Origin of the sequence: Bacillus cereus group sp. MYBK14-1, from assembly GCF_051916885.1 — a bacterium.
GTDB lineage: Bacteria > Bacillota > Bacilli > Bacillales > Bacillaceae_G > Bacillus_A > Bacillus_A cereus.
Genome location: NZ_JBQAHM010000003.1, coordinates 447,105 through 459,784, shown reverse-complemented (window position 1 = coordinate 459,784; position 12,680 = coordinate 447,105). Strand labels below are relative to the sequence as shown.

Below are 12,680 nucleotides of genomic sequence, written 5' to 3'. Positions count from 1 at the left end.
ATTACATTGCCGTTATCACTTCGTGTTAGCGGCTATTTTTTTCATCGCCTAAAGAAATATGGTTTATAATAGGATTAAGGCGCAATAGACTGGTTAATAGCGGGACAAGACGAAAAATAGAAAAGAGAATTTCTTGTTTTGTGTAAATGTTTTTTATAATATTTGACATGTTGACAGATTATGAAATGAAAGTGAGTGATCCGTGTGGATCTAACGCAAATTCAAAACCCTAGTTTTTTGAAAGATATGTCTATCAGTGAACTAGAGGGATTGAGTGAGGATATTCGTAAGTTTTTAATTGAAGAGCTCTCTCAAACAGGTGGACATATTGCACCTAATTTAGGTGTAGTAGAACTCACAATTGCTCTGCATAAATTATTTGATAGCCCGCAAGATAAATTTTTATGGGATGTAGGACATCAATCCTATGTACATAAAATTTTAACTGGACGCGCGAAAGAGTTTGGTACATTAAGGCAATATCAAGGTCTATGTGGTTTCCCGAAACGTTGTGAGAGTGAGCACGATGTATGGGAAACTGGTCATAGCTCGACTTCGTTATCGGCTGCAATGGGAATGGCTCTGGCACGTGATTTAAAGAAAACGAAAGAATATGTTATACCAATTATTGGAGATGGTGCTTTAACAGGCGGAATGGCTTTAGAGGCATTGAACCATATTGGACATGAAAAAACAGACATGATTGTTATTTTGAATGATAATGAAATGTCAATTGCACCAAACGTTGGTGCGCTTCATAATGTGCTCGGTCGTTTACGTACCGCAGGAAAATATCACTGGGTAAAAGATGAATTAGAGTATATATTAAAGAAAATCCCAGCAGTTGGCGGGAAAGTGGCTGCGACAGCAGAGAAAATAAAAGATAGTCTTAAATATTTACTAGTATCTGGTGTCTTTTTCGAAGAGTTAGGCTTTACATATTTAGGTCCAGTCGATGGGCATGATTATGAAAAGTTATTCGAAACGTTGCAATATGCAAAGAAAACAAAAGGCCCAGTACTCGTTCATGTTATTACGAAAAAAGGAAAAGGTTATAAACCGGCTGAGAGTGACGTTATTGGAACTTGGCATGGAACAGGACCTTATAAAATTGAATCAGGTGACTTCGTTAAGCCGAAAGAAGTTGCACCAGCATGGAGTGCTGTCGTTAGTGAAACAGTACTTAAGCTAGCGAGAGCAGATGAGCGTATCGTAGCAATTACACCTGCAATGCCTGTGGGATCAAAACTTGAGAAATTCCAAAAAGAATTCCCAGATCGTATGATTGATGTAGGTATTGCAGAACAGCATGCTACAACAATGGCAGCAGGTATGGCAACGCAAGGAATGAAGCCATTCTTAGCGATTTATTCAACATTTTTACAAAGAGCATATGACCAAGTTGTTCATGATATATGCCGCCAAAATTTAAATGTTTTCATCGGAATAGATCGTTCGGGATTAGTAGGAGCAGATGGTGAAACGCATCAAGGCGTATTTGATATCTCATTCTTACGTCACTTGCCGAATATGGTGCTTATGATGCCGAAAGATGAAAATGAAGGGCAACATTTAGTTTATACGGCGATGCAATATGAAGATGGACCAATCGCATTGCGTTATGCGCGCGGTAATGGACTTGGCGTTCATATGGATGAAGAATTAAAGGCGATTCCAATCGGTACGTGGGAGACGTTAAAAGAGGGTACACAAGCAGCTATTTTAACGTTTGGTACGACAATACCAATGGCAATGGAAGCAGCTGAGCGTCTTGAAAAAGCTGGGGTTTCAGTGAAAGTAGTGAATGCTCGCTTTATTAAACCAATGGATGAAGCATATTTACATGATCTTCTAGGAAAGAATATACCGATTTTAACGATTGAAGAAGCTTGTTTAATCGGTGGTTTTGGAACAGGAGTAGTTGAATTTGCATCTGAAAATGGTTACCATAGTGCATTAGTTGAACGAATGGGTATTCCAGACCGCTTCATAGAGCACGGAAGTGTAACAAAATTATTAGAAGAAATTGGTTTAACGACAGATGCTGTTGTAGACCGTATTCATACAATGATTCCATCAAAACAAAAAAGGGCGTAACAAATGAGCGTAAAAAAAGAAAGAGTAGATGTACTATTAGTAGAGCGAGGACTTATAGAAACGCGTGAGAAAGCAAAGCGCGCCATTATGGCCGGACTCGTATATGCGAATGAGATGAGACTTGATAAGCCAGGAGAGAAAATCTCGCAAGATACTGAGATTACGGTGAAGGGACAAGTTATGCCGTATGTAAGTCGTGGTGGTTATAAACTTGAAAAGGCATTAGAGACATTTCATCTTGATTTACAAGATAAAGTTATGATAGATATTGGTTCATCAACTGGTGGCTTTACAGATTGCGCGCTTCAAAATGGAGCGAAATTATCTTATGCATTAGATGTAGGATATAATCAACTAGCGTGGAAATTACGTCAAGATGAGCGTGTTGTTGTAATGGAACGAACAAACTTCCGTTACGTGACACCAGCAGACTTAGAACGTGGTTTACCTCAATTTGCAAGTATTGATGTTTCATTTATATCATTAAAGCTTATACTGCCAGTTTTAAAAACAATGCTTATGCCTAACGGAGATGTAGCAGCGTTAATTAAACCGCAGTTTGAAGCTGGAAGAGAGCAAGTTGGGAAAAAAGGTATCGTTCGTGATAGAAAAGTACATGAAGCTGTTGTAGAAATGATTGTCGAGTTTGCTTTAAAAGAAGGCTATGATGTGGAAGGTTTAACATTCTCACCAATTACGGGTGGGGATGGTAATATTGAATTTTTAATTCATCTGAAATGGCATGGTGAACGTGAGAATGGCGAAAATCATTCTCCGATTTCTATAGAGCAAGTTGTTACAGAAGCGCATGAAGTTCTAAAACAAAAAGGGAAAGGGGAATAACATATGTTGTTCCTCTTTTTGCTGTAATTGTATAATGATTGTAAAAACAATTGTGTACAAGAAACGAATTATAAGTTAACATAAATAAGTGAAGTATACCAATGTTTAAACTATGGTAAGAGATAGTGTGAGGTGCAAATGTATGAATAAAGGTCAGCGCCATATTAAAATCAGGGAAATTATTGCAAACAAAGAAATTGAAACACAAGATGAATTAGTTGATATTTTACGTAATGAGGGATTTAATGTAACGCAAGCAACAGTATCGCGCGATATTAAAGAACTGCACTTAGTGAAGGTGCCATTACATGATGGGCGCTATAAATATAGCTTGCCAGCAGATCAACGATTTAACCCGTTACAAAAATTAAAACGAAATCTAGTGGATTCATTTGTAAAATTAGACACGGCAGGACATATGCTTGTGCTAAAAACATTGCCTGGTAACGCTCATTCACTTGGAGCACTTATTGATCATTTAGAGTGGGATGAGATCATCGGAACCATCTGTGGTGATGATACTTGCTTAATTATTTGCCGTACACCTGACGATACAGGTGTTGTCTCTGATCGTTTCTTAAATATGTTGTAACAAAAAATCTTGTTTGCTTTCCATCGTAAAGTGGAAAGTGAACAAGATATTTTTATTGGTTAAAAATATGAATTTTCAATTGTAATATAATATTTTGTTTGCATAAAGTTAGAAAATAGATGGATTGACCCGTAAAACAAATGTTTGGTACAATGAAGCGGGTTAGAAGAGTATATACATACAAATATATAGCATGATTATTTGAATGAAGAACTGAGAAAATCCTTTAGTAAGGGATTATTTTATAACGAGGTGAATGGGGCATTGTTATCGGAATTATCGATTAGAAACTTTGCTATTATTGAAGCATTAAATATTTCTTTTCAAAAAGGTTTAACGGTTTTAAGCGGTGAAACAGGGGCCGGAAAATCGATTATTATTGATGCAATTAGTTTACTTGTAGGTGGCCGTGGGTCAGCAGAATTTGTTCGATATGGAACAGAGAAGGCTGAGATTGAAGGGCTATTTTATGTTGAAGATGAGAAGCATCCATGTATTGAAAAGGCAGAAGAGTTAGATATAGAAATAGAAGATGGCATGATTATTTTAAAGCGTGATATTGCTGCGAACGGGAAGAGTGTATGTCGTGTAAATGGGAAGCTTGTTACACTTAGCATATTAAAAGAAATTGGGAAAACACTTGTTGATATTCATGGACAGCACGAAACGCAAGATTTAATGAATGAAGAACGACATCTGTTTATGCTTGATCACTTTGATGGGGATCGAATCGTTAAACAATTAGACATATATCAAAACGTATACGCTGACTATGAAAAATTAAAAAAACAATTGAAATCGTTAAGTGAAAATGAGCAACAAATGGCACATCGCTTAGATTTAATTCAATTTCAGCATGAAGAAATTCGCAAGGCGGATTTAAAGATGGATGAAGAAAATGAATTAACTGAGGAACGATTGCAAATTTCTAATTTTGAAAAGATTTATAAAGCGTTAGGTGATGCATATCGTTCGTTAAGTGCCGACGGACAAGGGTTAGATAATGTAAGAAGTGCAATGGGGCAAATGGAAAGTATTACACATTTAGATGAAGTGTATCAGGAGAATCATGATTCAATTGCAAATAGCTATTACTTATTAGAAGAGGTTGCCTATCAACTGAGAGAAAAGCTCGATATGATGGAATATGATCCAAATCGTTTAGATGAAATCGAAACACGTTTGAATGAAATTCGTATGCTGAAGAGAAAATATGGAAATACTGTAGAAGAGATTTTAGCGTATGCTGATAAAATTGAACAGGAAATTTTTACGATTGAAAATAAAGACGTTCATATTGAAACGACGAAGAAACAGTTGAAGGAATTAGAAAGTGTTATTCTGAAAGAAGCAACGTTGTTAAGTAATATGCGTCATGAGCTTGCAGAACACCTTACAAATGCAATTCATCAGGAATTAAAAGAATTATATATGGAAAAAACGAAATTTGAAGTGAGAATTATGAAGAGAGAAGGAAATGTAGAAGAGCCCCTTGTGGAAGGTGCGCCGGTAAGACTTACGGCGGATGGTTACGATCATGTGGAATTTTATATTTCAACGAACCCAGGAGAGCCGCTAAAACCACTTTCAAAGGTTGCATCTGGCGGAGAGTTATCTCGTATCATTTTAGCTTTAAAAAGCATTTTTTCTAAGCATCAAGGGGTTGCATCTGTTATTTTTGATGAAGTGGATACGGGTGTAAGTGGCCGGGTCGCACAGGCTATTGCGGAAAAAATTTATCGAGTATCAGTAAACTCGCAAGTACTTTGTATTACGCACTTACCTCAAGTAGCTTCAATGGCAGATTCACATTTATTTATTCGAAAACAAGTAGCGAATGATCGGACAATTACATCGGTTACTGTTTTAACTATGGAGGATAAAGTAACAGAAATAGCTCGAATGATTTCTGGTGTGGAAATCACAGATTTAACGACAGAGCATGCGAAAGAATTACTTACGCAAGCGCATCATTTTAAACAGACAGCAGAGGCTATCCAGTAATGGATAGCTTTTTTTCTCAAATGACGATTTCTTAATTCTTCCGGTTATAAATAAAGCACTGCAAGGAGAGATTAAAAAGTGAAGCCAATAGGCTGAATGTGGGGTAGGAGCGAGGAGAGTGAACAAGTTGAAATTAGAAAAATTTCGAAAAATAATAGGTCTTTGTCTCCTTGTTTCTTTAGTTTTTATTGGATGTTTTAAACCGCTTCGAACGTTTATTTCATCACCGAAACAACTTGTTGTTTTTGAAGGACAACAATCAGAAATATCATCATTACCAGTTTTCAAAGCTTCATCCACAAATCGTCATGTATTTACAGTGAGTTCGAATGAACAAAAACAAGGACTTATGGTAAATTCTCATCAAAATGGTGAAGCTGATATGGTATTTCAGCTTGCTGGTTTTCCAGTAAAAAAAGTAAATGTGAAAGTGTTAAAAGATTTTAAAGTGATTCCAGGTGGACAATCAATTGGTGTGAAATTAAATACAAAAGGTGTACTTGTTGTAGGCCATCATTTAATTCAAACTGAAAAAGGTAAAATATCTCCTGGTGAAACAGCAGGTGTACAAATTGGAGATATGATTACTGAAATTAATGGTAAAACAATTGAAAGAATGAGTGATGTAGCACCGTTTATTCATAATAGTGGAGAAACAGGTGAACCGCTTAATCTTGTATTGTTAAGAGATGGAAAATATATTCGTACGAAGCTAACTCCACAAAAAGACAACGGTGAATCGTCTTATCGAATTGGCTTGTATATCCGTGATTCGGCAGCTGGAATTGGAACGATGACATTTGTTCATCCAGATTCTATGAAATATGGGGCACTTGGTCATGTTATTTCTGATAATGATACGAAAAAGCCGATTCAAGTCGAAGATGGACAAATTATGCGCTCGACAGTTACATCAATTGAAAGAGGTAGTCATGGGAATCCAGGGGAGAAATTAGCAAGATTCTCACCAGACCGTGAAGTGATTGGCAATATTACAATTAATAGTCCATATGGTATTTTTGGAAAATTAAATACGAATATGAAAAACGGTATAATGGATAAAGCAATGCCTATCGCATTATCTCATCAAGTAAAAGAAGGACCGGCAAAAATATTAACAGTTATTGATCAAGATAAAGTAGAAGCGTTTGATATTGAAGTCGTTAGTACAGTGCAGCAAAAATTCCCAGCCACAAAGGGTATGGTAATAAAAGTAACAGATAAACGTCTATTAGCGAAAACGGGCGGTATCGTACAAGGAATGAGCGGAAGTCCAATTGTACAAAATGGAAAAGTAATTGGTGCTGTTACACATGTATTTGTAAATGATCCAACATCAGGATATGGTGTTCATATTGAATGGATGTTACATCAAGCTGGAATTAATATTTATGATCAAGAGAAAAAAGCGAGCTAATATATATTATTAGCTCGCTTTTTCTGTTGAAAAATTCGTTGAAATTTTGTAAAAGCTCCGCAAGAGGTGTTTTTTGTTGTAAAATAAAAGGAAAGGGTTGAACGTTTCGTTGTATTTCTATGATGGAATGTGTTGCGAAAGGGAATAAATGAACGATAAACATATTTTTTTGTGATTTTATCGGAAAGTAAGAAACTTTAAAAGGGAATTTTCACACAATTGTCGAACAATTCATGTAGCCTAGAAGGATACACATGTCGGAGAATCGATTCGGTAAGGGAGGAAAAGCTGTGGAGAAAATTAAAGTATGTCTTGTGGATGATAATAAAGAACTAGTATCAATGTTAGAGAGCTATGTAGCCGCTCAAGATGATATGGAAGTAATCGGTACTGCTTATAATGGTCAAGAGTGTTTAAACTTATTAACAGATAAGCAACCTGATGTACTCGTTTTAGACATTATTATGCCACACTTAGATGGTTTAGCTGTATTGGAGAAAATGCGACATATTGAAAGGTTAAAACAGCCTAGCGTAATTATGTTGACAGCATTTGGCCAAGAAGATGTGACGAAAAAAGCAGTTGACTTAGGTGCCTCATATTTCATATTAAAACCATTTGATATGGAGAATTTAACGAGTCATATTCGTCAAGTGAGTGGTAAAGCAAACGCTATGATTAAACGTCCACTACCATCATTCCGATCAGCAACAACAGTAGATGGAAAACCGAAAAACTTAGATGCGAGTATTACGAGTATCATTCATGAAATTGGTGTACCCGCTCATATTAAAGGATATATGTATTTACGAGAAGCAATCTCCATGGTATACAACGATATCGAATTATTAGGATCGATTACGAAAGTATTGTATCCAGATATCGCAAAGAAATATAATACAACAGCAAGCCGTGTGGAGCGCGCAATTCGCCACGCGATTGAAGTAGCTTGGAGCCGTGGGAATATTGATTCTATTTCGTCCTTATTCGGTTATACAGTATCCATGTCAAAAGCAAAACCTACGAACTCTGAGTTTATCGCAATGGTTGCGGATAAGCTGAGACTTGAACATAAAGCTAGCTGAGAGTAGAAGTAGCAATGGGTTTTCGTTTTAGTAAAACCGATGTATGCTGGAACGCTATGCTCGATGTTAATTTTAAAGCCAATAAACTTTTTAATGAAAGACCAATGAATGTTATAATTCGTTGGTCTTTTTATTTTGTTGAGAAAAAGAGATTATTTGATATCATGGGAAATAAAACCTATTTTTAGTAATATTACATGTAAGTGAGTTTTTTATAAGGCAATAAAATAGATATAGATAGGGAGAAGGGGAATGGAAAATAAAATTTCAACTTGGCTAGGAATAGTAGCAGCTATGGGAGTTCTTGCTATTGCAGTTACATTTGGAATGTTAGAACTTGCAGATAATCCAGTAGATAAAGAAGTGAGCGCTCAAATAGATAAAAAAGAAGACCAAACAATAGTAGGTAGAGAGGTGGATGGGGTCTTTGTTGATGTGTATGTTACTGAAAATTCTACTGAAAGCGAAGTCATTACAGCGATGCATCGCATGACTCATCAAAAAGTGGTGGCAGAACGAAAATCGGGCTCTATCCCAATGATTCAAAGTAATGCTAAAAAATTAAAAGAAATTATAAATAAGAGTAGCTTTACGAAGAAAAATGAACTTTTAGCAATTGCTGATAGATGGGCGAAAAAAGATTTTAGTAAAATTTTAGAAGATCACAATTATTTCTCGGATGCTCAAGAAGATAGCGTTTGTAAAGTAACTAGAGCAATGGATGCGTTAGAAGAGCAACATTATATTTTAACTACATTCGGGGAGGAAAAAGCGAAAGAACTATACGAATCAGGGGATGCTCCGCACGTTCAATAAAAAATAATATAAAGGACTTCTCTAGTTTTTTTATTATCGTGTTTTAAGGACGTAATGGGACTTATAAATAAATGGTCTGCTTTCTTTATGACGTGTAACAAAAAAAGAAAAGATGTGATTCATTATTAAATGATGAAGGAACGGCTAAATCACATCGTAGTACATCTGTTAAAGGATTTTAGTAGGAAAGGCATCCGTGATATAATAGAAAATAATAAAAAGTCCTGCAAAACAGGACTGTATTATTCTTCGTCTTTATTTTGTTTTTCTAATTCAACTAGCTTTTGAATTAAAATGTGCTGCGGCATATGCATGAGTTGTTCAAGTGGAACACCTAGTGCTTTTGATAAGCGGACTGCAGTATCTGGAGAGATTTGTAATGGTCTCATAGAAGTACCTCCTTTTTCGTATAGTATAGCATAAGATTGGGGGAGTGAGGATGACTCTTATATTTGCACATCGTGGTGCGGCTGGAACGTACCCAGAAAATACAATGATTTCATTTGAAGCGGCTGAGTCTTTTAGAGCGGATGGAATTGAACTTGATGTTCAATTAACGAAAGATGGAAAAGTTGTCGTCATTCATGATGAAACGGTGGACCGGACAACAAATGGAAAAGGTGCGGTTCGGAATTATGTATATGAGGATTTATGCAAGTTAGATGCAAGTTATAAATTTGGTGATAAAGTAGGTTTTTGTAAAATACCACTTTTAGAAGAGGTATTAGAATGGCTTGCACAAACGAGTTTGCTACTTAATATTGAACTTAAAAATAATAAAATTCCATACAGAGGTTTAGAGGAAGAAGTTATAACGCTTGTACGGAAATTTAGTCTAGAGGATCGTGTTATATTTTCTTCGTTTAATCACTACAGTATGAAACGGTGCCATATGATGGCTCCTGATATTCAAACAGCAATTTTATATCGCGAAGGTTTGCATAGTCCGTGGGCATACGCGAAAAAAATGGGGGCTACAGCAGTACATCCGAATTATCGTTACCTTCAAGATGCTATTGCCGAACTAACGATGGAAAGTGGTGTAGAGGTTCGCCCTTATACAATTAATGAAGAAACGCTTATGCGTAAATATTTTGATATGAATATATCGGCGATTATTACTGATTACCCTGAAACGGCCAGAACGTTAATGCCAATAAAAAAATGAGACCGCGTGTAACGGTCTCATTTTTTTATTTATAAATAGTGGGGCATTCCTATCTTCTAAAGCGAGCTTGTACTTTATTTCGTTTACGGTCTCGGTGCAAGACGAAGCCACCGAAGATATAAAACCCGAGCCCGAAGCAGAGAGCGCCGATTAAAAATTGTAACCACAGTATAGAGATTGGTGGAAATAGAATCCCGAATACAGTATCTCTCATTAACTTTATACCAAACACAGCTAATGAAATAGGGATGAGTGCTAATAGTAGAGCAACGTAACGCTGCATACATAACGCTCCTTTTCAGATTATTTCGTATATTTTAATGATGTTATAAGGAAAGGGGGTTTGTCAAGAGGGTGCTGAACGAGTAAGATAAAGGTGTGAAAAAATTTGCAGAGTTACTTCGAGAGGAAGTGGGATATATGAAACAAAAAGTATTAATTGTTGGTGCAGGTGAAGGCGGGAGCGCACTGCTGAATCTGTTACAAAGTTCGAATATATTTCAAATTATAGGGATTATTGATATAAATCCGTTGGCAAAAGGACTACAAATTGCTAACGAATACGGGATTGCAATTGGAGAAAGTGTAACTCCATTTCTTTCTATGCATATCGATGTAATATTTGATATGACAGGTGAAGATGATGTGCATAAGGTTTTATTGGAAAAAAAGAAAAAAGACACTCTTCTTATACCAGGTGATATCGCAAAAATTGTTACAGGATTAGCGCATGAGAAGGAAGGGCTGATTGGGCGATTAGAGGAACAAACGCAACAAGGAGAATTAATTTTAAATTCTACACATGACGGCATGATCGTAATTGATCGAGAGGGACAAGTTCGTCTTTTTAATAAAAGTGCAGAGCGTATTATCGGATATAAAAAAGAAGAGGCGATAGGAAAATATATTTTAGAAGTCATTCCAACTAGTAAATTACTTCGCATTATACGTACGAAACAAATAGAAGTAAATTATGAACTAACATTAGAGAATGGAAAGAAAATTATTACAACGCGTATACCGATATTAAAAGAGGGCGGAGAGGTACAAGGGGCATTTGCAATTTTTAAAGATATAACAGAAGTTGTAGATTTAGCGGAAGAAGTTACAGATTTAAAGGAGATTCAAACACTATTAGAGGCAATTATTAACTCATCTGAAGAAGCAATTTCGGTTGTGGATGAAAAAGGAAGAGGTTTAGTCATTAACCCGGCATATACGAAATTAACGGGTTTAACAGAAGAAGATATTATTGGGAAGCCTGCTACAACTGATATTGTAGAAGGCGAAAGTATGCATATGAAAGTACTACGAACGCGTCGTGCGGTGCGCGGAATACATATGAAAATTGGGCAAAAAAAGCGCGATGTAATTGTAAACGTGGCACCAGTCATTGTGGATGGAATATTGAAAGGAAGCGTCGGCGTTATCCGTGACGTGTCGGAAATTCAAAAGTTAACAAATGAATTGAATAGAGCAAGGCAAATTATTCGCACATTAGAAGCGAAATATTCATTTGATGATATTGTCGGGAATTCAGATGAAACAACGGCAGCTATCGAACAGGCGAAGCTAGGAGCAAATACACCAGCAACAGTACTGTTACGCGGTGAATCTGGGACTGGTAAAGAATTGTTTGCACATGCAATCCATAATGGAAGTAATCGAAAATACAATAAGTTCGTCCGTGTAAACTGTGCGGCCATTTCGGAGACGTTGTTAGAAAGTGAATTATTTGGTTATGAGGAAGGGGCGTTTTCTGGAGCGAAAAGAGGCGGGAAACGTGGGTTCTTTGAGGAAGCAAATAACGGTAGTATTTTTTTAGATGAAATAGGGGAGTTATCTGCAAATACACAAGCGAAACTCCTTCGTGTACTGCAGGAAAAAGAAATTGTAAAAGTTGGTGGAACGAAAGCGATACCTATTAATGTTCGAGTAATTGCAGCGACGCATGTGAATTTAGAAAAGGCTATTCTAGAAGGGAAGTTTAGGGAGGATTTATATTATCGATTAAATAAAATCCCAATTCAAATTCCATCTCTTCGTCAACGTAAAGGAGATATACCGACAATTGCGGACAGATTGATTCAAAAAATTAATCAAGATTACGGTCGTAATGTAGAAGGGCTCACTGATTCAGCCATTTTATATTTACAATCATACGAATGGCCAGGGAATGTGAGGGAACTTGAAAATATTCTGGGAAGAGCTATTATCTTTATGAATTATAACGAGACCTATATTGATGTACACCATTTACCGCCATTACATAACGAAGAGCAGGTGGAGTCAAAGCAATCTCATTTATTACCTGAATTAGAAGAAAAGCCACTTGAACATTTAGTGACAGAGTTTGAAGGGAATATTATTCATGAATATTTGGAGAGATTTGATGGGAATAAAACGCAAACTGCAAAAGCGTTAGGAATTTCCGTTCGAAATTTATATTACAAGCTAGAAAAGTATGACCATGCAAAAAAAAGCATGCAATAAATTGCGTACCGTGCAATTTATTGCATGGTATACAAAAAGCGACAAAATAAGACAGAATCTTTTGTTATTTTTCAAAGTATTGATTTTACTGCATTTTGAATGCGTTTTCATTATTGGTAAGACCACTTTCAAAAGTTGGCACGGTATTTGCTTTATAAATAGACG

11 protein-coding genes are annotated in these 12,680 nt (G+C 36.3%); 9 read left to right on the top strand and 2 right to left on the bottom strand.

What is annotated here, in order from left to right; all coding sequences use genetic code 11:
• Nucleotides 1–204: 204 nt before the first annotated feature.
• From dxs to ACTFR3_RS11945, 7 genes are all read left to right on the top strand, one after another.
• Nucleotides 205–2,097, top strand: coding sequence for a 1-deoxy-D-xylulose-5-phosphate synthase (gene dxs / locus ACTFR3_RS11975; RefSeq protein ID WP_000366452.1), 1,893 nt, complete (start codon nt 205–207; stop codon nt 2,095–2,097).
• A gap of 3 nt (nt 2,098–2,100) precedes the next feature.
• Entirely contained in the window at nt 2,101–2,940 is an 840-nt protein-coding gene (locus ACTFR3_RS11970) for a TlyA family rRNA (cytidine-2'-O)-methyltransferase (protein WP_000111875.1), read from the top strand.
• Nucleotides 2,941–3,082: 142 nt separating this feature from the next.
• Nucleotides 3,083–3,532: an arginine repressor ArgR gene (gene argR / locus ACTFR3_RS11965; protein WP_001032580.1), complete on the top strand. Its 450-nt coding sequence runs from the start codon at nt 3,083–3,085 to the stop codon at nt 3,530–3,532.
• 264 nt (nt 3,533–3,796) lie between these two features.
• Complete coding sequence (gene recN, locus ACTFR3_RS11960) at nt 3,797–5,536, top strand: DNA repair protein RecN (RefSeq protein ID WP_000947768.1); 1,740 nt, start codon at nt 3,797–3,799, stop codon at nt 5,534–5,536.
• 118 nt (nt 5,537–5,654) lie between these two features.
• Nucleotides 5,655–6,953 carry a SpoIVB peptidase gene (spoIVB, locus tag ACTFR3_RS11955; RefSeq protein ID WP_002000940.1) on the top strand — a complete coding sequence of 433 codons (1,299 nt, stop codon included), beginning with the start codon at nt 5,655–5,657 and terminating at the stop codon, nt 6,951–6,953.
• A gap of 290 nt (nt 6,954–7,243) precedes the next feature.
• Nucleotides 7,244–8,038 carry a sporulation transcription factor Spo0A gene (spo0A, locus tag ACTFR3_RS11950; protein ID WP_011110369.1) on the top strand — a complete coding sequence of 265 codons (795 nt, stop codon included), beginning with the start codon at nt 7,244–7,246 and terminating at the stop codon, nt 8,036–8,038.
• A 252-nt stretch (nt 8,039–8,290) separates the two neighbouring features.
• The gene (locus ACTFR3_RS11945) at nt 8,291–8,854 is read left to right on the top strand and encodes a PRK06770 family protein (protein ID WP_440044436.1); all 564 of its coding nucleotides are present in this window, start codon (nt 8,291–8,293) and stop codon (nt 8,852–8,854) included.
• Between the two features lie 242 nt (nt 8,855–9,096).
• Here the strand turns inward: ACTFR3_RS11945 and ACTFR3_RS11940 are convergent, their stop codons facing one another.
• Entirely contained in the window at nt 9,097–9,243 is a 147-nt protein-coding gene (locus ACTFR3_RS11940) for a YycC family protein (protein WP_001247671.1), read from the bottom strand.
• A 50-nt stretch (nt 9,244–9,293) separates the two neighbouring features.
• Between ACTFR3_RS11940 and ACTFR3_RS11935 the strand changes: the two genes are divergently transcribed.
• Nucleotides 9,294–10,022 (top strand): glycerophosphodiester phosphodiesterase, encoded by a 729-nt coding sequence (locus ACTFR3_RS11935; RefSeq protein ID WP_000172575.1) that lies wholly within the window; start codon nt 9,294–9,296, stop codon nt 10,020–10,022.
• A gap of 49 nt (nt 10,023–10,071) precedes the next feature.
• Here the strand turns inward: ACTFR3_RS11935 and ACTFR3_RS11930 are convergent, their stop codons facing one another.
• Nucleotides 10,072–10,305, bottom strand: a complete 234-nt coding sequence (locus ACTFR3_RS11930; protein ID WP_001190211.1) for a DUF2627 domain-containing protein — start codon at nt 10,303–10,305, stop codon at nt 10,072–10,074.
• Between the two features lie 137 nt (nt 10,306–10,442).
• On the opposite strand from ACTFR3_RS11930, the gene ACTFR3_RS11925 reads away from it, so the two are divergent.
• The gene (locus ACTFR3_RS11925; protein WP_440044435.1) at nt 10,443–12,515 is read left to right on the top strand and encodes a sigma 54-interacting transcriptional regulator; all 2,073 of its coding nucleotides are present in this window, start codon (nt 10,443–10,445) and stop codon (nt 12,513–12,515) included.
• The last annotated feature ends 165 nt before the right edge of the window (nt 12,516–12,680 follow it).

Bases quoted from the DNA above. Each gene is read 5' to 3' on its own strand.
- ACTFR3_RS11970 (WP_000111875.1), top strand. From the start codon at position 2,101: ATGAGCGTAAAAAAAGAAAGAGTAGATGTACTATTAGTAGAGCGAGGA.
- argR (WP_001032580.1), top strand. From the start codon at position 3,083: ATGAATAAAGGTCAGCGCCATATTAAAATCAGGGAAATTATTGCAAAC.
- ACTFR3_RS11945 (WP_440044436.1), top strand. From the start codon at position 8,291: ATGGAAAATAAAATTTCAACTTGGCTAGGAATAGTAGCAGCTATGGGA.
- ACTFR3_RS11940 (WP_001247671.1), bottom strand. From the start codon at position 9,243: ATGAGACCATTACAAATCTCTCCAGATACTGCAGTCCGCTTATCAAAA.
- ACTFR3_RS11935 (WP_000172575.1), top strand. From the start codon at position 9,294: ATGACTCTTATATTTGCACATCGTGGTGCGGCTGGAACGTACCCAGAA.
- ACTFR3_RS11930 (WP_001190211.1), bottom strand. From the start codon at position 10,305: ATGCAGCGTTACGTTGCTCTACTATTAGCACTCATCCCTATTTCATTA.
- ACTFR3_RS11925 (WP_440044435.1), top strand. From the start codon at position 10,443: ATGAAACAAAAAGTATTAATTGTTGGTGCAGGTGAAGGCGGGAGCGCA.